The organism is Marmoricola endophyticus (assembly GCF_014644415.1).
Lineage (GTDB): Bacteria > Actinomycetota > Actinomycetes > Propionibacteriales > Nocardioidaceae > Marmoricola > Marmoricola endophyticus.
In genome coordinates this window covers 1-20,146 of record NZ_BMKQ01000002.1, presented here as the reverse complement: position 1 = coordinate 20,146, position 20,146 = coordinate 1, and the positions used below count along the sequence as shown (strand labels likewise).

At 73.7% G+C, this 20,146-nt stretch carries 18 protein-coding genes and 1 pseudogene; 7 read left to right on the top strand and 12 right to left on the bottom strand.

Annotated elements, in window-relative coordinates:
* Positions 1-44: 44 nt before the first annotated feature.
* Both IEX42_RS16670 and IEX42_RS16665 read right to left on the bottom strand, forming a co-directional pair.
* Positions 45-1,328 (bottom strand): ArgE/DapE family deacylase, encoded by a 1,284-nt coding sequence (locus tag IEX42_RS16670; protein WP_188781224.1) that lies wholly within the window; start codon positions 1,326-1,328, stop codon positions 45-47.
* Positions 1,329-1,359: 31 nt separating this feature from the next.
* Positions 1,360-2,082 carry a CPBP family glutamic-type intramembrane protease gene (locus tag IEX42_RS16665; RefSeq protein WP_188781223.1) on the bottom strand — a complete coding sequence of 241 codons (723 nt, stop codon included), beginning with the start codon at positions 2,080-2,082 and terminating at the stop codon, positions 1,360-1,362.
* Between the two features lie 61 nt (positions 2,083-2,143).
* On the opposite strand from IEX42_RS16665, the gene IEX42_RS16660 reads away from it, so the two are divergent.
* Positions 2,144-2,728, top strand: a complete 585-nt coding sequence (locus IEX42_RS16660) for a TetR/AcrR family transcriptional regulator (protein ID WP_188781222.1) — start codon at positions 2,144-2,146, stop codon at positions 2,726-2,728.
* 10 nt (positions 2,729-2,738) lie between these two features.
* On the opposite strand, the gene IEX42_RS16655 is transcribed toward IEX42_RS16660, so the two are convergent.
* The 3 genes from IEX42_RS16655 to IEX42_RS16645 all read right to left on the bottom strand — a co-directional run bounded on the left by IEX42_RS16655 (position 2,739) and on the right by IEX42_RS16645 (position 9,707).
* On the bottom strand, positions 2,739-7,670 hold the full coding sequence (locus tag IEX42_RS16655) for an NAD-glutamate dehydrogenase (RefSeq protein ID WP_229661004.1): 4,932 nt from the start codon (positions 7,668-7,670) through the stop codon (positions 2,739-2,741).
* 61 nt (positions 7,671-7,731) lie between these two features.
* Positions 7,732-8,268, bottom strand: coding sequence for a cysteine hydrolase family protein (locus IEX42_RS16650; RefSeq protein ID WP_188781221.1), 537 nt, complete (start codon positions 8,266-8,268; stop codon positions 7,732-7,734).
* Positions 8,265-9,707: a purine-cytosine permease family protein gene (locus tag IEX42_RS16645; RefSeq protein ID WP_229661003.1), complete on the bottom strand. Its 1,443-nt coding sequence runs from the start codon at positions 9,705-9,707 to the stop codon at positions 8,265-8,267. The genes IEX42_RS16650 and IEX42_RS16645 overlap by 4 nt, the downstream gene beginning before the upstream one ends.
* A gap of 19 nt (positions 9,708-9,726) precedes the next feature.
* Between IEX42_RS16645 and dtd the strand changes: the two genes are divergently transcribed.
* Together dtd and IEX42_RS16635 are read left to right on the top strand one after the other, a co-directional pair.
* Positions 9,727-10,179: a D-aminoacyl-tRNA deacylase gene (dtd, locus tag IEX42_RS16640; RefSeq protein WP_188781220.1), complete on the top strand. Its 453-nt coding sequence runs from the start codon at positions 9,727-9,729 to the stop codon at positions 10,177-10,179.
* 57 nt (positions 10,180-10,236) lie between these two features.
* Positions 10,237-10,734, top strand: a complete 498-nt coding sequence (locus tag IEX42_RS16635) for a DUF2505 domain-containing protein (protein ID WP_188781219.1) — start codon at positions 10,237-10,239, stop codon at positions 10,732-10,734.
* Here the strand turns inward: IEX42_RS16635 and IEX42_RS16630 are convergent.
* From IEX42_RS16630 to IEX42_RS16615, 4 genes are read right to left on the bottom strand one after another with little or no spacing between them, the layout of a single operon-like run.
* Positions 10,719-11,132 carry a hypothetical protein gene (locus IEX42_RS16630; protein WP_188781218.1) on the bottom strand — a complete coding sequence of 138 codons (414 nt, stop codon included), beginning with the start codon at positions 11,130-11,132 and terminating at the stop codon, positions 10,719-10,721. The two genes, IEX42_RS16635 and IEX42_RS16630, sit on opposite strands and share 16 nt — an antisense overlap.
* A gap of 13 nt (positions 11,133-11,145) precedes the next feature.
* Positions 11,146-12,777 carry an L-glutamate gamma-semialdehyde dehydrogenase gene (gene pruA / locus IEX42_RS16625; protein ID WP_188781217.1) on the bottom strand — a complete coding sequence of 544 codons (1,632 nt, stop codon included), beginning with the start codon at positions 12,775-12,777 and terminating at the stop codon, positions 11,146-11,148.
* Positions 12,778-12,831: 54 nt separating this feature from the next.
* Positions 12,832-13,275, bottom strand: coding sequence for a DUF6912 family protein (locus IEX42_RS16620; RefSeq protein ID WP_229661002.1), 444 nt, complete (start codon positions 13,273-13,275; stop codon positions 12,832-12,834).
* On the bottom strand, positions 13,272-14,690 hold the full coding sequence (locus tag IEX42_RS16615) for a wax ester/triacylglycerol synthase family O-acyltransferase (protein ID WP_188781216.1): 1,419 nt from the start codon (positions 14,688-14,690) through the stop codon (positions 13,272-13,274). Before IEX42_RS16615 ends, IEX42_RS16620 begins: the two co-directional genes overlap by 4 nt.
* 86 nt (positions 14,691-14,776) lie before the next feature.
* Between IEX42_RS16615 and IEX42_RS16610 the strand changes: the two genes are divergently transcribed.
* Positions 14,777-15,214, top strand: a complete 438-nt coding sequence (locus IEX42_RS16610; RefSeq protein WP_188781215.1) for a hypothetical protein — start codon at positions 14,777-14,779, stop codon at positions 15,212-15,214.
* Between the two features lies 1 nt (position 15,215).
* Entirely contained in the window at positions 15,216-16,547 is a 1,332-nt protein-coding gene (locus tag IEX42_RS16605) for a hypothetical protein (protein WP_188781214.1), read from the top strand.
* A gap of 10 nt (positions 16,548-16,557) precedes the next feature.
* Here IEX42_RS16605 and IEX42_RS16600 read toward each other — a convergent pair whose 3' ends face one another.
* Entirely contained in the window at positions 16,558-17,835 is a 1,278-nt protein-coding gene (locus IEX42_RS16600; RefSeq protein WP_188781213.1) for a CpaE/TadZ family protein, read from the bottom strand.
* Position 17,836: 1 nt separating this feature from the next.
* Positions 17,837-18,526, bottom strand: a complete 690-nt coding sequence (locus IEX42_RS16595) for a CpaB family protein (RefSeq protein ID WP_188781212.1) — start codon at positions 18,524-18,526, stop codon at positions 17,837-17,839.
* 153 nt (positions 18,527-18,679) lie between these two features.
* Here IEX42_RS16595 and IEX42_RS16590 point away from each other — a divergent pair, with 153 nt between their 5' ends.
* Complete coding sequence (locus tag IEX42_RS16590; RefSeq protein ID WP_188781211.1) at positions 18,680-18,928, top strand: helix-turn-helix domain-containing protein; 249 nt, start codon at positions 18,680-18,682, stop codon at positions 18,926-18,928.
* Between the two features lie 10 nt (positions 18,929-18,938).
* On the opposite strand, the gene IEX42_RS16585 is transcribed toward IEX42_RS16590, so the two are convergent.
* Positions 18,939-19,505: a hypothetical protein gene (locus tag IEX42_RS16585; RefSeq protein ID WP_188781210.1), complete on the bottom strand. Its 567-nt coding sequence runs from the start codon at positions 19,503-19,505 to the stop codon at positions 18,939-18,941.
* A 138-nt stretch (positions 19,506-19,643) separates the two neighbouring features.
* On the opposite strand from IEX42_RS16585, the pseudogene IEX42_RS16580 reads away from it, so the two are divergent.
* Positions 19,644-20,146: pseudogene (locus IEX42_RS16580) on the top strand (hypothetical protein); the annotation flags it as partial.

Here is a 20,146-nt window from a genome sequence, read left to right as displayed (position 1 = left end):
CGTCCCGTGTTCGCGACGCCTCGCGCACTTCGCGACGCCTCGCGCTACTCGGCGACCCCGCAGCGTCGCAGCGCGAGCACCGTGAGCGCCCGGGCCACCGAGACCACCTCGTCGACGTGCACGTGCTCCAGCGGCGCGTGCGCCCAGGTGGGGTCGCCGGGGCCGTAGTGCAGCGTGGGGATGCCGCCCATGCCGGAGTAGATCCGCAGGTCGCTGCCGTACACCTCCGCGCGGACCCCGGGCTCGGCGGCGCCCGAGTCGACGGCCGCGGCCGAGACCTCGCCGATCAGCGGGTGCTTGAGGTCGAGCCGGCCGCTGGCGAACTGGCCTCCGGGCCAGGTGACGACAGGACGGTGCTCGCGCAGCCACGGGTCCTTGAGGCTGGCCTCGGTGACCGCGTCCTCGAAGGCGATCCGGGCGGCCCAGGGCTCCTCGCCGAGCATGACGCCGTAGCGCCCCTCGGCGACGAGCCGGTCCGGCACGCTGCTGGACCAGTCGCCGGTGTGCAGCATCCCGATGGACAGGGAGTACGGCAGGTCGCGGTCGCCGAAGAGCGGGTCGACCTCGCGGTTGCGGTCCGCCTCGAGCGTGGCGAGAGCCTGGTGGATCGGGAGGAACGCGTCGAGCGCGCTGTAGCCCTCGCGGCGCAGGCTGCCGTGCGCCGAGCGGCCGGGGACCTCGATGCGGAACGTCAGCGCGCCGGCGTTGGCCACCACCAGGCGGTCGCCGGTGGGCTCGGTGATCACGGCCGCCTGGCCGCGGTGCCCGCGACGCATCGTGGCGAACGCACCCAGGCCGCCGTCCTCCTCTCCGACGACGGCGTGGACGGCCAGCGGCTCGGCCAGCGTCACCCCGGCCGAGCGCAGGGTGTCGAGCACGGCCAGGTTGGCGGCGAAGCCGGCCTTCATGTCGCAGGTGCCGCGCCCGTAGAGGCGGCCCTCGTGCAGCTCGGCCGAGAAGGGGTCGGTCAGGCCCCAGGGTCGCGGGTCGCCCGGGGGGACGACGTCGAGGTGTCCCTGCAGCACCAGCGCGGGCCGGTCCTCGGTGACCCGGTCGACGGCGGCCAGCCCGAGGGCGCGGTCCCGCGGCACCTCGACGCCGGGGAACCACGGGTCCTCGGCCAGCTCGTCGATGTCGATCTCCCACTGGTCGACGACCATGCCGGCATCGCTGAGCAGGTCGCTGGCGTGCTCGACGACCTCGACCTCCTCCGGGCTGCCGGAGATGCTCGGGATCCGCACCAGCGCGGCGAGCTGGGCGACCAGGCGGTCCTCGTCCAGGTGGTCGAGGACGCGCCGCTCGAGGGCGGAGAGCTGTGCTTCGGTCACGAGCGCCACGCTAACAACGCGCGGCGCGAGGTCAGGACCGACGGACCTCCCACGGACCGCGGCGGCCGGTGGCGAAGGGTCGTACGGCCAGCGTCATCACCACGAGCAGCACGACGCCGACCAGACCGCCCTCGACACCGAACGCGCCTCCGGTCAGCGCGTCGGGGCCGGTCAGCCGCTGCACCACGACCGGGTGGTCGGCGGAGAACGCGCTCTCGGTGAACCCCAGGGTCAGCGCCGCCGAGTTGAACACCCAGCGCTGTCCCAGGCCCCACCAGATCCGGCCGGACCGCCAGCGGGCCAACCCGGTCAGGGCGTTGGTGACGACGGCGCCCACCACGGCGAGCACGCCGGCGTCCGGGTTCAGCGAGTACGGCAGCGCGACCAGCACGGCGGTCACGACCCAGGCGACGCCGCGACCGGCCACGACGCCGAGGCCGGTCATCAGCAGCGAGCGGAACGCGAGCTCCTCGAGCGCGAAGAGGACGAGGAAGTAGACCCAGATACCGATCAGCACCCCGTCCGGCCCCTGCACCCGCACCACGTCGCTGAGGCCCAGCAGCGGGAAGACCACGGCGAGCACGACGAGGAACGGCACCGAGAACAGCATGCCGCGCAGGAACTCGCCGACCGCGCCGTCGCGGACGCCCAGCCCCAGGCTCGTACGACCGCGGCGCGCCGCGCGCCAGGCGACCACGCCGAGCACGGCGGCGGGAACGAGGAGTGAGGCGGTGAAGATGTCCTGCGGGTCCATCGGGTCCTCCAGAAGCAGGTCCGGGAGTCACGCTCTTCCCCACCACTGTATTATTTTTGTCATGGGTGTCAAAAGTCAGACGTTCCACCAGTCGGCCCGCCGCGACCAGCTGGTGGACCTCGCGACGGAGATCATCGGGGAGGACGGCGTCGCAGGCCTGACGATCAGCGCCCTCGCCCGGCGCGCGGGCGTCAGCCGGGGCGTGATCGGCTACAACGTCGGCGATCTCGACGCCCTCCTCGCCCTCGTCGTCGCGCGGGCGTACTCCTTGGGGCGGGAGCAGGTGCGCCCGGCCGTCGACGCCGCCGGCGACCCACTGGGATCGGTGCACGGCTTCGTGAGCGCCAGCCTCCGCTTCTACCGCGAGCACCCCGCGGAGATGCGCGCGCTGAAGGAGGTCTTCACCGATCCCCACCTCATCGACCGGGCCACGACCCCCGAGCACCGCCGGGAGGCCGAGGAGCTGGGCGACCTCGTCAGCGCCGGCCAGCGCGCGGGCTCGATCGCCCGTGGCGACGTCACCCTGCTGACCTCGCTGGTGCGGGCCGCGCTCGACGTGGCGGCGAACCGGATCGCCGCCGGCGACGACGACGCCGCCATGCGCGACGAGCTCACCGCGGTGGTCGACCGGCTGCTGCGTCCCTGAGCCCCGCGACTCAGCCGACCAGCGAGCGCACCACCCGCAGCCCGACCGAGAGCCGGGCCAGGTCGGAGGACTCCTCGGAGCAGATCTCGCCGAGCGTGTCGGCGGCCGCCGACACCCGGGCATGGTCGATCGACTCCCAGTCGTCGACCCGTGCCGCCGCGGACTCGTCGCCGGAGGTGCGCGCGAGCACCTCGGCGGTGAGCTCGGCGTGGACCCCGTGCAGGTCGTCGCGCAGGGCCGCCCGCGCCAGCGACTCCCAGCGGTCGGACCGCGGCAGCGCCAGGATGCGCTGCACGAGGGTCGGCAGCCCGAGCCGCTCACCGAGCGCGAAGTGCACCCGGGCCACCTCGGCGGCGTCCAGCTGCTCGCGGCGCGCGGTCTCCACCACACCGACGACCATGTACGCCGGCGGCAGCGCGGCCACCTTGGCGGCCAGGTGCTCGGACGCACCCTGGGCGACGTACTCCTCCCGGCGCTCCTCGAAGGCGGCCAGCTCGCGGCCGCTCATCAGCGACGGCAGGTCCGCGATCACCTGCTGGCCGATCACGCCGAAGTGCTCGACGATCGCCTCCGAGTCCAGCGGGGCGCGGAAGTTGTCCACCAGCCAGCGCGAGACGCGCTCGACGAGGGTGCGCACCTCGACCCGCATCCGGGTCTGCACCGCGGCGTCGACGAGGAAGTCCTGGGCGTGGATCTCCTCCAGCAGCGCCTCGGTCCCCAGCACCTCCCGCGCCACGAAGTTGGCCCGGGCCAGCTCGGCGACCGAGGCCCCGGTCTCCTCGCCGAGGCGGTGGAGGTAGGTGATGCCGGCCTCGTTGATCAGCCGGTTCACGATCTGCGTGACCACGATCTGCGCACGCAGCGGGTGGTCCTGCATCGCCTGGCGGTACTCCTGGCGCAGCGGGGCCGGGAAGTAGGAGAACAGCTCGCCGCGCAGGAACGGGTCCTCGGCGATGTCGGTCTCCAGCAGCTCGTCGGACAGGACGATCTTGGCGTACGCGAGCAGCACCGAGAGCTCGGGCACCGTCATCCCACCGCCCTGCTCGATCCGGGCCGCCACCTCGCGCCGCGAGGGCAGTCCCTCGAGCTCGCGGTCCAGCCGGCCGGAGCGCTCCAGCCAGCGCATCATCTCCTCGTGCACGTGCAGCAGCGAGAAGGCCCGTGAGGCCGAGTTGGCCAGGGCGAGGTTCTGCTCGTCGTTGTCGGCCAGCACCAGCGCGGCGACCTCGTCGGTCATCGAGGCGAGCAGAGTGTGCCGGGCCTCCGCGTCCAGCTCCCCCGCCGCGACCGCGCTGTCCAGCAGCACCTTGATGTTGACCTCGTGGTCGGAGGTGTCGACACCGGCGGAGTTGTCGATGAAGTCGGTGTTGATCCGGCCGCCCTCGCCGGCGCGGCCGCGGACGGCGTACTCGATCCGGCCCCGCTGGGTCAGGCCGAGGTTGCCGCCCTCTCCGACCAGCGCGCAGCGCAGCTCCTTGCCGTCGACGCGGACCAGGTCGTTGGCCTTGTCGCCGGCGTCGGCGTTGGTCTCCGAGGACGCCTTGACGTAGGTCCCGATCCCGCCGTTCCACAGCAGGTCCACCGGCGCCAGCAGGATCGCCCGGACCAGCTCGGGCGGGCTGAGGGAGGTCACGCCGTCCTGCAGCCCGAGCGCCTCGCGGACCTGGGCGCTGATCGGCACGGACTTCGCCCGACGGGAGTACACGCCGCCACCCTCGGAGATCGCTGCGGTGTCGTAGTCCTGCCAGGAGCTGCGCGGCAGCGCGAACATCCGCTGCCGCTCGGCGTACGACGCGGCCGGGTCCGGGTCGGGGTCGAGGAAGATGTCGCGGTGGTCGAAGGCGGCCACCAACCGGGTGTGCTCGGACTCCAGCATCCCGTTGCCGAACACGTCTCCGGACATGTCGCCGATCCCGACGGCGGTGAAGTCCTGCGTCTGGCAGTCGATGCCGCGCTCGCGGAAGTGCCGCTGCACCGAGACCCAGGCGCCCTTGGCGGTGATGCCCATGGCCTTGTGGTCGTAGCCGACGGAGCCTCCGGAGGCGAACGCGTCGCCCAGCCAGAAGCCGTAGTCGGCGGCCACGCCGTTCGCGATGTCGGAGAAGGTCGCGGTGCCCTTGTCCGCGGCGACGACGAGGTAGGTGTCGTCGGGGTCGTGACGCACGACGCGCTGCGGCGGGGCGACGACGCGCCGCGCGCCCTCGGGGCCGTCGACCAGGTTGTCGGTCAGGTCGAGCAGGCCGGAGATGAACGTCGTGTAGCAGGCGACGCCCTCGGCCTGCCAGGCCTCGCGGTCGCTCGGGTCGGGCAGCCGCTTGCCGACGAACCCGCCCTTCGCGCCGACCGGCACGATCACGGTGTTCTTCACCATCTGCGCCTTGACCAGGCCCAGGACCTCGGTACGGAAGTCGTCGCGCCGGTCCGACCAGCGCAGTCCGCCGCGCGCGACCCGGCCGAAGCGCAGGTGCACGCCCTCGACGCGCGGGGAGTACACCCAGATCTCGAAGCGCGGCCGGGGCGCGGGCAGGTCCGGCACCTCGCGGGGGTCGAGCTTGAACGAGAGGTAGTCGTGGTCGACCCGCTCCCCGTCCACGAGCGTGCCCTGGAAGTAGTTCGTGCGCAGCGTGGCCCGCACCAGGCCGAGCATCGAGCGCAGGATCTTGTCCTGATCCAGCGCCGCGACCTCGTCGAGACCGGCCGCGATCCGCTCCTCGATCTCCTCGCAGGCGGCGACGCGCTCGGGCGCGTCGGGCTCGCCGCGGTCGGGGTCGAAGCGCGCCTCGAACAGCGCCACCAGGTCCGCCGCCAGCGACACGTTGCCGGCGAGGGTCTCCTCGACGTACTCCGAGGAGTACGACGACCCGCCCTGCCGCTGGTAGCGGGCGTACGCACGCAGCACCGAGACCTGTCGCCAGGACAGGCCGGCGGCCAGCACCAGCGCGTTGAACCCGTCGCTCTCGGCGCGGCCGTCCCAGACCGCGAGGACCGCCTCCTCGAAGGCCGCGACCCGCTCGGCGGGCCAGCCCTCGGAGCGGTGCAGGCCGAAGTCGTACAGGTGGCTGGGCACCGTGCCGAGCCCGTGGAAGAGGTACGGCCGCTCGTCGACCACGTCGACACCCATCGCGGTCAGCACGGGCAGGACCGTGGACAGCGAGACCGGGTCCCCGGTGCGGAACATCTTCAGCCGCGCGTCGCCGTCCTGCTCCCGGGCGAGGCTCACCTCGACCTCGTCGGGTCCCATCGACGCCAGGCGGGCGAGGTCGCGCATCCCGTCGTGCGGCTCGTAGTCCTCCTTGTACGCCTCCGGGACCCCGCCCAGCTTCTCGCGCAGCGTCCGGGCGGGTACGCCCGCGTGCTCGGTCACGCCGGCGGCGGAGCTGGCCTCGACGAGGTCGTCGTCCCAGGACCGGGCGGCCGCCGAGAGCTCGGCCTCCAGCTCGACGGTGTCGACGTCGAGCAGCTGCTCGCCCTCGGCCGGGCGGGCCACCAGGTGCAGCCGCGCGGCCAGGGCGTCCGAGACCCGGGCGGTGAACTCGATGCTCGCCGCGCCGGTGCGCTCGGTGAGGATCCGGGTGAAGCGGTCGCGCACCGGGGTGTTGTAGCGGTCTCGCGGGAGGTAGACCACGCAGGACACGAACCGCCCGTAGTCGTCGCGGCGCAGGAACACCCGCAGCTCGCGGCGGGTGCGGAAGCGCGAGACGGCCTTCGCGATCGGCACCAGCTGCTCCGGCGAGGTCTGGAACAGCTCGTCGCGGGGGTAGCCCTCGAGCACGTCCATCACGGCCTTGCCGTCGTGGCTCATCTGCTCCAGCCCGGCCAGCTCGAGCACCCGCCGCGCCCGCTCGCGCAGCACCGGCACCCGGGTCACCGACTCGGTGTAGGCCGCGGAGGAGAACAGCCCGAGGAAGCGGCGCTCACCGACCAGCTGCCCGGAGGAGTCGACCAGCCGCTGCGTCACCTGGTCCATGTGCGAGAGGCGGTGCACGGTCGAGCGCTCGGCGGCCTTGGAGATGTGCAGCAGCCGCACCGTGCTCCCCGCGCCCGAGGCGCTCGCCGCCAGGTCCCCGGCCAGCTCGGCCTCGTCCTCCAGCGTCCGGTCGCTGCGCAGCAGGCCGGACCCGGTGCCGGGCACCGCGCGGAGCACCGGCGACCCGCCGTCGCCGGGCACGACGTCGTACTCCTGGTAGCCCAGGAAGGTGAAGTGGTCGTCGGCCAGCCAGTGCAGGAACGAGCCCGCCTGCTGGGACTCCCACGACTCCCGCAGGGTGGCGTCCTCGTGCAGGCTGGCCGAGACCGCCTCGGCGCGGCGCCGCATGCGGGGCCAGTCCTCGACCACGCGACGCACGTCGTCCAGCGCGGCGGTCACCGCGGCGGCCACCGCCTGCTCCTCGGCGGCGTCCACGCTCTCGATCTCGATGTGCATCCACGACTCGTGCCCGGTGTCGGAGGCCGCGACTGAGGCCTCCTGACCCCGCACCTCGACGATGCTGCCGTCGGTGTCGCGCCGGACGACGTACTGCGGGTGGACCAGCAGCCGCACCTCGTGACCGGCCGCCTCCAGGGCCATCTGCACCGAGTCGACGAGGAAGGGCATGTCGTCGGTGACGACCTCGACGGCGGTCCGCCCCTGCAGCGACCAGCCGTCCCGCTCGGTCGTCGGGGTCGAGACGTCGACCAGCGCGGTGCCGGAGGGCCGGCGCTGGGCCAGCGAGAGGTGGTGCAGGACCGACGCGCCCAGCTCTCGCGAGGCCCGGCCCTCGACGTCGTCGGCGTCCAGGTCGCGGTAGTACACCCGGATCAGCGACTCGAGGTCGACGCCCGGCACCGGCGGCAGCCTGCGCGCCCCCTCGATCAGCTCCTCGACGACCGGCGGCACGACCGTGCGCTGCTCGTCGCTCGGATCGGGGGACGGGGTGCTCTCTGTGCTGAGTCGGGTGGCCACACGCCGACCATAGCCACCCGCGAGGGTCGCTGAGCACCCCGCTCGCCGTGCGGGGAAGCAGCTACCCGAGGTCGGCCGCGGAGAGCACCTCGACCTGCGGGGCGTACGCCGCCATGGCCGCCAGCGAGCGCTCGTGCGCCTCGGCGGAGGAGCCCGCGCACGCGTCCGCGACGACGCGTACCCACGCCCCGTCGTCCGCGGCCGCCAGCGCGGTCGAGAGCACGCAGCAGTCGGTCGCGACACCGCACAGCACGAGGTCGCGGGAGCCGCCGGTGAGTCGCAGCAGGTCGGGTCCGTACTTGCCCATCGTGGGACGGGTGAGGACCGGCGCGTCCCCCGGGTCGAGCAGGAGGTCGTACGTCCGCGGGTCCCGCTCCAGCGCCTCCAGCGCGAACGGCCAGGCCCGGTAGTAGTCGGCCCACGACCCGCGCGGCTCCGGGTCCGGCTCGAAGCGGGTGAGCACGACCCGGTCCTCGAACGTGGCGACCAGCTCCTGCGACGCCCGGAGCGCCCGGTCGGCGTCCGGGCTCGCCCACGGGCTGGCCGGGTCGGCGAAGACGTGCTGGAGGTCGATCGCCACCAGCCAGGGCGCGCTCACCCCTCCGACCGCCGCACCCGCCCGGCAGCGAGGGCGGCGTAGCCGACCACCCCGATCACCAGGGCGACGACGACACCGAGGCTGGCGCCCGCCCAGGCGCCGTCCTTGCCGCCGACCAGACCCATCAGGTAGCCCTGCCAGGTCAGCCAGCCGGCGTAGGTGTTGGTGACCAGGCCCCACCCGACGACCGTGCCGACGCCGAAGACGGCGAGGGCCGGCCAGCCGACGGCGCCGTAGCGGCCGGCGGGGTCCATCAGCGCGGCGTCGTCGTAGTCCCGGCGGCGCAGCGCGATGTCGGCCACCATGACGCCGGCCCAGGCGGCGATCGGCACGCCGAGGGTGATGAGGAAGCCCTGGAACTGGTTGACGAAGTCGCCCGGCGCGACGAACAGGACGTACACCGAGCCCAGCACCATGATCGCGCCGTCCAGCAGCGCCGCGGTGGGACGCGACACCGGCAGCCCGAGCGCGAGCAGCGAGAGCCCCGAGGAGTAGATGTCCAGCAGCGCGCCGGAGACGAGCCCGACGACGGCCACCACGACGAACGGGACCAGGAACCAGGTCGGCAGCAGCGAGGCCAGCGCACCGATCGGGTCGCCGCCGATCGCCTCGCTCAGCCGCGCGTCGGAGCCCGCCAGCGCGATACCGACCACGAACAGCACGACGCTGGCCACCGAGAGGCCGGTCGCCGTCCAGCCGGCGACACCGCGGCCCGAGGCGCTGCGCGGCAGGTAGCGGGAGTAGTCGGCGGCAGCGTTGACCCAGCTCAGCCCGGTCGCGGTGGCCATCAGGATGCCGACCCCCACCAGGGCGGCGACACCGCCTCCGGGCAGGTCGCCCACGGCCGAGAGGTCGACGCGGTCGGCGACCAGCACGACGTACACGACCGTGAGGACGACGCCGACGTAGGTGATCCAGGTCTGGATCCGCATGATCGCGTCGAAGCCGAGGAACCCGCCGCCCACGATCAGCGCGATCACCACCACCAGCGCGATCGCCAGCGTCCCGTTGCCGCCGCTCCCCCCGAGCTCGCGCACCACCGTGGCCGCGGCGAGGGCCGCCAGCGAGGTCAGCACCGTCTCCCACCCGACGCTCAGCACCCAGGAGAACGCCGCCGGGACCCGGTTCCCGTGCACGCCGAACGCCGCCCGCGAGAGCACCAGCGTCGGCGCCGACCCGCGCTTGCCCGCGATCGCGATCAGCCCGGCCAGGAGCCCTGCGGCCACGATCCCCACCAGGCCGGCGACGAGCGCCTGCGGCGCGCTGACGCCGTACCCGAGCGCGAAGGAGCCGTACGAGATCCCGAACACCGAGATCGAGGCCGCGGTCCACGGCCAGAACAGGTCGCGCGGGCGGCCCCTGCGCTCGGCCTCCGCGATCACGTTGACACCGTTGGTCTCGACGCGGCCCGGGGCCGGCGCTGTCTCCTGCACGCTCACGGTGCGAGACGCTAGTCCTGTGCGAGCCGTCCTGCAGCGTGTCAGCCGAGCCCGCGTCGTCGTCGAGGGGACCGTCGTCGGCGAGCTGACCGCGCCGGGTCTGCTGGTCTACCTCGGCGTCACCCACGAGGACGGGCCCGAGGACGTCTCCTGGACCGCTCGCAAGATCTGGGGCCTGCGGGTGCTGCGCGGGGAACGCGCCCTCTCCGACCTCGCCGAGGCGGGCGAGGAGGCGGGCGTGCTGGTGGTCAGCCAGTTCACGCTGTACGGCGACGCCCGCAAGGGGCGGCGACCCACCTGGGCGGCCGCCGCGCCGGGGCCGGTGAGCGAGCCCGCGTACGACGCCGTCTGCGCCGAGCTCGAGCGGCTCGGCGCGCTCGTCGAGCGCGGCGTCTTCGGCGCCGACATGACGGTCGAGAGCGTCAACGACGGTCCGACGACGCTGATCCTCGAGAGTCCCGCCGACGGCTGACCCCGCCTCGGGCATGATGTGCGCGTTCCCCGTACCGCACCAGGAAGGACCCGTGCTGTGAGCAAGTCGATCCGCCACGAGATGAGGTACGACGGCGCCACCGTCGCGCAGGTCTACGCGATGCTGGCCGACAAGTCCTTCCGCGAGGAGGTCTGCGAGTTCCAGCGGGTCAAGCGGCACGACGTCGTCATCGCTCCCAAGGGCGGCGACGTCGCGAACGGCATGGACGTCACCGTCGACCAGGTGCAGACCCCGCACGGGATCCCGTCCTTCGCCCAGAAGATCGTCGGCGACGAGATCGGCATCCTGCAGGAGGAGGACTGGACCTCGACCGACCAGGCCGGGCTGACGGTCGCCATCCCCGGCAAGCCGGGCGAGATGACCGGCACCATCACCCTCGCCGAGGACGACGGCGGGGTTACCGAGACCGTCGCCGTCACCGCGAAGGTGAGCATCCCGCTGGTCGGGGGCAAGCTCGAGGGCCTGATCACCGACCTGCTGGTCAAGGCCCTCAAGGCCGAGAACAAGGTCGGCCGGGACTACCTCGCCCGCTGAGAACCGTCCTCGCGGTCGCCCTCGGTGGGCACGCGCAGGCGCGGGACCCCGCCCAGCCCGAGGCGGTAGCGGGTGCTGTCGGGGTAGCGGGCCAGCAGACCCCACAGCACCTCGTGCGCCGACCACGGGAGCGGCGCCTCGGGGTCCTTCGCGTCGTACCAGCGCGGACCGAAGGAGATCCACACCGGCACCCAGTCGGCCGCGAGGTCCCACTCCCCCCGCTTGGCCATCAGCAGCCGGCGGCGCACCTGGAAGGCGCGCCGCTGGCCGTCGACGACGAACGGTGCCGTGGCCACCCGCCACAGCCACAGGTCGTGGCCCATCAGCTCCAGCTCGAGGTCGCCCAGCACGGACGGCGCGACCAGCACGGTCGCGACGTTCTCGTGCGGGAGCCTCATGGTCGGGCCTCGCTCAGCCCATGTGCGGGTAGCGGTAGTCCTTCGGCGGCACCATCGTCTCCTTGATCGAGCGCGGTGACGTCCAGCGCATCAGGTTGCCCACCGAGCCGGCCTTGTCGTTGGTGCCGGAGGCCCGGGCGCCACCGAAGGGCTGCTGCCCGACGACGGCACCGGTGGGCTTGTCGTTGATGTAGAAGTTGCCGGCGGCGAAGCGCAGCCGCTCGCTCAGCTCCGCGATCGCGTGCCGGTCCTGGGCGATGATCGCGCCGGTGAGGGCGTACGGCGCGAACGACTCCATCTGGTCCACGACCGCGTCGTAGTCGGCGTCGTCGTACACGTGGACGGCGAGGATCGGGCCGAAGTACTCGTCCTTGAACATCGGGTCGGTCGGGTCCTCGGCGACGACGATCGTGGGTCGGACGAAGTAGCCGACCGAGTCGTCGACCGTGCCGCCGGCGACCACCTCGAGCCCGGGCGTGCTCCGCGCGTGCTCGATGGCCGCCTTGTGCTTGGCGAAGGCCCGGTCGTCGATCACCGCGCCCATGAAGTTGGACAGGTCGGTCGGGTCGCCCATCGCGATCGCGTCCGTCTCGGCGACAAGCTCGTCCTTGAGCTCCGGCCACAACGAGGCCGGGACGTACGCACGCGAGGCCGCCGAGCACTTCTGGCCCTGGTACTCGAACGCCCCGCGGATCAGCGCCGTGCGCAGCACGTCGACGTCCGCCGAGGGGTGGGCGACGACGAAGTCCTTGCCGCCGGTCTCGCCGACGATGCGCGGGTAGGAGCGGTAGGAGGAGATGTTCGCGCCGACGGTGCCCCACAGGCGCTGGAAGGTCGGGGTGGAGCCGGTGAAGTGGATCCCGGCGAGGTCGGGGTGGTCCAGCGCGACGTCCGAGACCTCGATCCCGTCGCCGGGCAGCATGTTGATCACGCCCGGAGGCATCCCGGCCTCCTCCAGCAGCCGCATCGTGTAGTGCGCGGCGAACTGCTGGGTCGGCGACGGCTTCCAGATGACCGTGTTGCCCATCAGGGCGGGCGCCGTCGGCAGGTTGGCCGCGATGGCGGTGAAGTTGAACGGCGCGATCGCGTAGACGAAGCCCTCGAGCGGACGGTGGTCGGAGCGGTTCCAGATGCCCTCGGGGTTCATCGGCGGCTGGTCGGTGAGCAGCTGACGAGCGAAGTGGACGTTGAAGCGCCAGAAGTCGGCCAGCTCGCAGGCGGCCTCGATCTCGGCCTGCCACGCGGTCTTCGACTGGCCCAGCATCGTGGCGGCGTTCATCGTCGCCCGCCACGGCCCGGTCAGCAGGTCGGCGGCCTTCAGCAGGACCGCGGCCCGCTCGTCGAAGGACAGGGCGCGCCATGCGGGAGCCGCCGCCGACGCCGCCTCGATCGCGGCCTGCGCGTCGGCCTTGGTGCTGTTGCGGATCGTGCCGAGCACCTTGGCGTGCGCGTGCGGCTGCACGACCGGGATCTCCTCGCCGCCGCCCAGGCGCTGCTCGCCGCCGATGGTGGCGGTCAGGTCGATCGGGCCCTGCGCCTGCAGCCGGGCGAGCTCCTTCTCGAGGCTCGCGCGCTCGGGGCTGCCGGGGGCGTAAGACAGGGTGGGCTCGTTGCGGGGTGCGGGAGGGGTGGTGACGGCGTCCATGCCGTCGATCGTGTCACTCACCGCGCCCGGGCGCCAAAGCCGCCCGGGGTGGGTTCAGGCTCGGTCCAGCAGCTGGTCCAGCTCCTGGGTGGCGAACCAGCACAGGTCGTCGCGCCGCTCGGCGTCGGCCTCGGACAGGTCGGCGTGCACGGCCGCCACGTCGCGCAGCGGCACCGCCCGGGTCACCACCACCTCGGTGGGGTCGCCCGCCCCCGTCCTGTCACCGCTCTCGGCGAGCCGCACCGCGGCCGCGTCGACGTCGACGGCCAGGACGACCCGGCGGCGCTCGTCGTCCTCGGCCCACAGCGCGGCGCAGTCGTCGGCGGCCAGGCAGAGGGCCTCGTACTCCCACTCCTCCTCCGAGCTGTCCTGCCACTCGGCGCGTACCGCGTCGGTGACCGCGTGACCACCGGTGGGCGCGACCTCGCCGGACGCCGCCAGCTCGGCCAAGCCACGCAGGGTGGTGGGGAGGTAGGTGCGCACGCTGCTCGTCGTCATGCTCGTCCTCTCGGGGCTCGGCTGCGGTCGTCGCTGGCCGTGTCGACCAGCTCGTCGAGGGACTCGCGCACGCACTGGGCGAGCACCTCCACGTCGGGCAGCGCCTCGCGGTCGGCGACCAGGCCGTAGCTGACCGACCCGTCGTACGACGTCACGCCGATGCTGAGGCCGAAGCCGGGCAGCAGCGGCGGGACCGGGTACGACTGCGTCATCTCGGCCCGGGCGGCGAACATCGGGAACTGTGGTCCCGGGACGTTGGTCAGCACGAGGTGCACGTCGTGGTCGTCCTCGAGCGCGACCCGGGTGCCCAGCGCGTGGAAGGTGGTGGGCGCGAAGCCGGCGACCCCCGCGATCCGGTCCGCCGCGACCGCCCGTCCGGTCTCGGAGTGCGCGCGGAGGGCGTACGACACCTGGTGCAGCCGCACCACCGGCGACGCCTCGCCGATCGGCAGGTCGATCAGGTGACCGATCACGCTGCTGCCCAGGCTGGTCGGCTCGCTCTCCTCGTCGATCACGCTCATCGGGACCAGCGCCCGGAGCCGGCGCCCGGCACCGACCGCCTCGGCCCGGGTCATCAGCCAGGCCCGGACGGCACCGGCGACGGTCGCGAGGATGACGTCGTTCACCGTGCCTCCGTGGACCCGGCGCACCCTGCGGTAGTCGCGCAGCGAGGTACGCACGAGTGCCACCCGCCGCTGCTCGCTGGGGTCCAGCGTGAACGGCAGGTCACCCCCCGGGCGACGTCGATGCACCCCGACGGCGACCCCGGCCCGCTCACCGAGCACCTGCGCACCACGGCGCACGGACCCCACGGTGCTGCGTACGGTGTCGACCGCGCGAGCCGGGTCGAGCACGAGCTCCCGCACGCCGTCGACGAGGAGCCCCGGGCCGGTCGGCGCGGGGCGTGGGGTCCAGTCCTCCCGGACGAGCTGACGCGGCCCCGGGTCGACGTCGAGCAGCACCTGGCCGATGTCGACGGTGCGCACCCCGTCGACGAGCACCTGGTGGGACTTGGAGAACAGCGCGACGCGGCCGCCCTCGAGGCCCTCGACGACGTACGTCTCCCACAGCGGACGCGTGCGGTCCAGCCGCCGCGAGACCACCCGGGCGACCAGGTCGCGCAGCTGGTCCATCGACCCCGGCCGGGGCAGCGCCGAGCGGCGTACGTGGTAGGTCAGGTCGAAGTCGGTGTCGTCGAGCCACACCGGGTTGGTCAGGCGTCCCGGCGAGGAGCGGACCCGCTGGCGGTAGCGCGGGACGAACGCGATCCGGTCCTCGATGTGTGCGAGCACCTCGTCGTACCCGAAGCCGTCCGGGCCGGGCTGGAAGATCTCGAGGGTGGCGTTGTGCAGCGGCGTGCGCGCGGTCTCCCGGGCGAGGATCGTGAGGTCGTCGGAGCTGAGCTGCTGGGCCACCGCCTCCTCCTCCCGCTCGGGTTCCGCGCTGCTCGGCACGGGCCGCGGCGAGTCTGCCAGAACCACCCACCCGGCAGGATGGGTGCATGCCTGCGACGCTCCCCCGCCGCCCGTACGCCGCCGCCCTCGCCGCGGCCGCCCTCCTCCTCCTGGCCGGCTGTGGCTCGGAGTCCTCCGGGTCCTCCGGGTCCACTGCTGCGCCGTCGTCGTCGGCGTCGTCACTCGCCTCGGCCCCCTCGTCCTCGCCCTCGTCCTCGTCCTCGTCGCAGACCGTCGCGGTCCGGATCGAGGGCGAGAAGGTGACGCCGCGCAACAAGCGGATCCAGGTGGAGGCAGGGCAGCCGCTCACCGTCCGGGTGGTCTCCGACCGGGACGGCGAGCTGCACGTCCACTCCTCCCCCGAGACCACCTTCGACTTCGGCCCGGGCACGAGCACGAAGACGTTCACCATCGCGCGGCCCGGGATCGTCGAGATGGAGGAGCACGTGAGCGACACGCTGGTCGCTCAGCTCGAGGCCCGCTGAGGTGACCCCCGCGGTCTGGCTGCCGCTGCACGGCGTCGGTGGCGCGCGCGACCTCCCGGTGCCGGCCGGTCTCGCCGTCGCGGCCGGCGTCGCCGCGCTGGCCGCGTCGTTCGTCGTGCTCGCGCTGGCCTGGCGCACCCCGCGCTACGACGCCCGTACGGCGGGCCGGCCGCTGCCGGCCGGCGCGGCCCGGGTGCTCGACTCCCCCGTCACCCGCTGGGTGCTGCGCGCGGTCGGGCTGGCGTTCGCCGGGTACGTCGCCTGGCCCCTGTTCGCCGGCCCCGACGTGGTCACCAACCCGGTGTTCGGGGTCTTCTACGTGCTGCTGTGGGTCGGGATCGTGCCCGCGTCGCTGCTGATCGGTCCGGCGTACCGGCTGCTCAGCCCGGTGCGCACCGTGCACCGGCTGGTGGTGCGTGCCGCGGGCGGCCACCCCTCACGGGGGCTGCTGACCTACCCGGCCCGCCTGGGGCTGTGGCCGGCCGCACTCGGGCTGCTCGCCTTCGTCTGGCAGGAGCTGGTCGACCCGAGCTCGACGCTCCTGGACTCGGTACGTCTCTGGCTGGTCCTCTACGCCGCGATCATGCTGGTCGGCGCCGCCGTCTTCGGGGACACCTGGTTCGCGCGGGCCGACCCGTTCGAGGTCTGGTCGGAGCTGGTCGGACGGCTCGCGCCGATCGGGCGGCGAGCGGACGGCCGGTTGGTGCTGCGCAGCCCTCTCGCCGGGCTGGAGGGCACCCCGGTGCGCGCCGGCACCGTCGCGGTGCTCGCGGTGATGTTCGGCAGCACGGCGTTCGACAGCTTCAAGGACCAGCTGCGGTGGGTCGACCTCCTCCAGGCGCAGCCGCTGCCGCAGACGCTGGCCTCGACGCTCGCCCTGGTCGGCTTCTGCCTCGTGGTGCTCGTGACCTTCACCGCGGCAGCGGCAGCGACGCGGGTCGGGTCGTCGTACCCGCGCCGCGAGCTGCCGCGCCGACTCGTGCACGCGGTGGTGCCGATCGTCGTCGGCTACCTCGTCGCGCACTACCTGACGTACTTCGTCGAGCAGGGGCAGACCACGCTGGTCCAGCTCAGCGACCCGATGGTCGACGGCTCGGACTACCTCGGCACCGGCGGGTGGACGATCGGCTACTGGCTCTCCTCGCACCCGTCCCTGCTGGCCACGGTCAAGGTGCTCGCCGTGGTGGTGGGGCACGTCACCGGCGCCGTCGCCGCGCACGACCGCGCCCTCACGCTGCTGCCTCGCGGCCACCGGGTCGTCGGCCAGCTGGCGATGGTGGTGCTGATGATGGCCTACACCGGCGGCGGACTCTGGCTGCTGTTCGCGTCCTGATCGGCCGGCCTCACCCGCGGCGCCGGCGCGCCCCCCGTGACGTACGACGACCCGCCGCGGCGGCGACCGACTCGGGGAAGACGGCGCTGGTCAGCTCTGCGATCGCCCGGCGCAGGGGACCGTCGCGGCCCTCTACCAGCGACAGGCCCTCGGCGAGGGCGGCGTCGCAGGACGGTCGGTCGTCGGGGAGGAAGTGCACGCCGAGCGGGCGGGCGAACCCCCCGACCATCCGGGTCACGTCGCCCTCGTCCCAGCCGAGGCTCTCGCGCATCCGGTTGACGACGACGCGGACGGGGGTGCCGGGCACCGCCTCGCCGAGCTCGTGGAGGCCGCGGGCGAGACGGGAGAGCCCGACCGGGTCGGCCGCCCCGACGACGACCACCTCGTCGGCGACCGCCAGCGCCTCGAGGGTCATCCGGTTGCGGCCGCCGCCCGCGCGGCCGAGCTCGGTGTCGAGGTCCTCCAGGCAGAAACCGGTGTCCGCGACGACGTCACCGATCCGAGCCGCGGCGGTGACGATGTCCGCGGTGACACCCTCACGCACCTCCACCCAGCGGTCGGCGCGCGGCAGGCCGCTGAGCAGCTCGAGCCCAGGCGAGACCTGGCGACGGGCCCCGGTGAAGCGCCTCTCGTCGAGCTCGCCCAGGTTGGCGAACCTGGCCGCGGCCAGCACGCCGGAGACCTCGTCGACGGCCCCGAGGTGCTGAGCCAGGGACCCGCCGTACGGGTCGAGGTCGGCGAGCACCACGCGCACCGCCCGGCGTCCCGGTCCGACCCCGCGGTGCGCGCGCTCCGCCGCCAGGCCGAGCGCGACGGTCGTCCGACCAGGCCCTCCGGTCGGCCCCCACACCACGACCACCCGCCCCGGGACGGCGTCGTCGCCCGGCAGCTCCGGGACGTCCGGCTCGGGCTCCGGGTCGCATACGAGGTCGCGCCGCCCGGCGCTCTCCACCGCGTCGGGCAGGTGAGCGAGGTCGGTGGCGGGCACGAGCTCGACGACGCCGATCCGGGACAGAGCGACCCGCCCCTCCTCCCCCACGGCGACGGTGCGGACGTCGTGGCGCAGCAGGTCGGTCACCGCGCTGGCGTCCAGGCCGGGCGTCTCGGCAGCCACCACCGCCACGTCGGCCTGGCCGGCACTCGCACTGGCCAGCAGGTCCGCCAGGTCGACGCAGCGCTTGACGACGACCACCGACGCCGAGGCGAGCACGGCGAGCGCCGCGGGCTCCCAGCCGGCACCGGCGGCCGCGAGCAGCACCGTCGGCCGCTCGCCGTCGAGCACCCCCACCTCAGGCCTGCCTGGTGATGACCACGTGCCCCGCCGCGCTGCGTCCGAGGGCGGGTCCCAGCTCGTCGGCCTGGGACTGCGTGACGCCGACGATGATCTGGCGGGTGCCGCTCGGGGCGAGGGTGTCCTCGACACGTGCCGCCCGCACGACCGTCACGTCGTCGAGGATCCGCTCCGCCTCGGTGAGCCTGCCGCCGGCACCCGCGGCACTCGCGGCGTCCGGCGTCACCCACACGTCCACCACCGACCCCTCCCGGACGGTCGCCGGCACCGCGTCGACCTCGACCGCGAGCGGCACCTCCACCAGCTCGTCGGAGGAGTCGTCCAGCGCCGCCCGCGGCAGCAGCTCCCCGGATCCCACGGCACGGCCGAGCACCCGGTCGCTCGGCAGCGCCTCGTCGGCGGAGAGGTAGCGGTCGGCGTCCTCGGACCGGGTGAACCGCAGCTGCCGGCTGACGAGGTCACCGCGGCCCACCTCGGTGCCCGAGGGCAGGTCCTTGGTCGCCGCCCAGACCGCGACCGTGTCGTCGGCCGAGGCTAGGACCCGCACGCCGAGGAGGACCGACACCGCCACGATCAGGACCCCGACCAGGAGCCGTGGATCTCGCCAGCCCTGCCGTCGAGGACGGCTGGCGGTGGGTGCCACCGCGGCTCCGGCGGAGCGGTTCGGCGAGGTGGTGGAGTCGTTCATCGAGAGCTCCTGGTCCGAGATCGGCGAGTATCCACCGATCCGTTCCGGTGGCGCCGGAGTCAAGAGTGCCTGGTTTTCGCCGACTCGGCACGGTTCTCCACAGGCGGCGGGCCGTCGTACCGCACCGGACGGCGCGGGTGGCACAGTGTGCGCATGCCGAGCGCGCCGCGATTCCTGCAGCTGAGCGACGTGGCCGAGGTGCTCAACACCTCCAGCGCGCAGGTCTACGCCCTCGTGCGCCGCGGCGACCTGCGTGCCATCAAGATCGGCGGCCGCGGACAGTGGCGGGTCGAGGCCACCGAGCTCGAGGCCTACATCGAGCGGATGTACGCCGAGGCCGACCGGTTCGTGGCCGACCACCCGTTCGTCGAGGCCGACTCCGAGGGTCCTCGTCAGGACTGAGCGCTGCCGCTCACCGGCGCTGCTGCACCGCCGCGAGCGCGGTGAAGGGCACGAGGTCGTGCCCGTCGGCCGGCTGCGGGAGCAGCCGCGCCTCGACGAAGTCGGCGCCCACCCGCCGCAGGGCACCCTCCAGTCGAGCGCCATCGACGAGGTGCAGCAGGCACTCCCCGTCCTCGGCGGCGAGCCCACGCAGCACGGAGGTCAGCGAGAGCCGGCGGACGACCCCCAGGGCCTCCTCGGCGACCGCCCGCGCCGGCGCGCCGTGCACCGCGGCCAGCGCCCCTGAGCGCACCACCCACTCCCGCCCGGTCTGCTCGCCGAGGAGCAGCCAGCCGTCGCCCGTCCGCAGGACGGCACCCTCCAGGTGCAGGCCGCCGAGCAGCCGCAGTCGCACCCAGCGCCCGTCGAGCGCGTGCACGCGCGACCCGAACGAGACCCGGGCGAACTCCGCTCGGGCCCGGTCCTCCACCTCGAGGTCCCGCTCCAGCAGGGCGGCCCCCTGCGCCTGCTGCTCGAGGTCGTCGAGGAGCGCCAGGATCGATCGCTCGCCACCACCCGGTCCCGCCGTCCTCGCCACCCCGCATCCCTAACCGGCGTCGGGCCGCTGGTCAATGCCACGGCGAGGTTCTCCACAGGTGTCGAGTCGCATCTCTTGACACCACAGGTGAACGCGCGTTGCATGAAGCAAACACACGCAAACGCAAGGATCGAGACGATGACCGCCTCACAGCGCAGCAGGGCACTCCTCCTGACCGCATGCCTGGCCGCGCTCGTCGTCCTGGTCTGGCGGGGCACGGCGGGCGACCGCGCCACCGCTCTCGGGCCCGCACCGACGCTGGTCGAGCTGGTCACCGCACTGGCGGGCGTCGCGGTCCTCCTCGCCCTGTCCTGGCTGACGCTGCTCACCGCGCTGCTGGCGCTCGAGCGCGGGGCGGGCCGCGACCTGACCGCCCGTGCCGGGTGCCCGGCGGCGCTGCGTCGGGTGCTGCTCGTCCTCTGCGGGGTCGCCGTGGCCGGTGCGATGGCGGTGCCCGCCCAAGCCGCCGACGATCCCGGCCCCTCCTCCCCGGTGGCGAGGGGCGGCGCGGAGCTCTCGGCCCGGCTCGACGGGCTGCCGATGCCGGACCGGCCGACCGGGGGCGCCCCGGGACGTACGCCCGCCCCGGCGCCCTCCTCGACGCCCACCGCGGCCCCGCCGGCCGCCCACACGTCCGCGCC

Excerpts from the sequence above, each read along its gene's own strand:
- IEX42_RS16665 (WP_188781223.1), bottom strand. The coding sequence starts at position 2,082 with ATGGACCCGCAGGACATCTTCACCGCCTCACTCCTCGTTCCCGCCGCC.
- IEX42_RS16660 (WP_188781222.1), top strand. The coding sequence starts at position 2,144 with ATGGGTGTCAAAAGTCAGACGTTCCACCAGTCGGCCCGCCGCGACCAG.
- IEX42_RS16630 (WP_188781218.1), bottom strand. The coding sequence starts at position 11,132 with ATGAGGCTCCCGCACGAGAACGTCGCGACCGTGCTGGTCGCGCCGTCC.
- pruA (WP_188781217.1), bottom strand. The coding sequence starts at position 12,777 with ATGGACGCCGTCACCACCCCTCCCGCACCCCGCAACGAGCCCACCCTG.
- IEX42_RS16620 (WP_229661002.1), bottom strand. The coding sequence starts at position 13,275 with ATGACGACGAGCAGCGTGCGCACCTACCTCCCCACCACCCTGCGTGGC.
- IEX42_RS16610 (WP_188781215.1), top strand. The coding sequence starts at position 14,777 with ATGCCTGCGACGCTCCCCCGCCGCCCGTACGCCGCCGCCCTCGCCGCG.
- IEX42_RS16595 (WP_188781212.1), bottom strand. The coding sequence starts at position 18,526 with ATGAACGACTCCACCACCTCGCCGAACCGCTCCGCCGGAGCCGCGGTG.
- IEX42_RS16590 (WP_188781211.1), top strand. The coding sequence starts at position 18,680 with ATGCCGAGCGCGCCGCGATTCCTGCAGCTGAGCGACGTGGCCGAGGTG.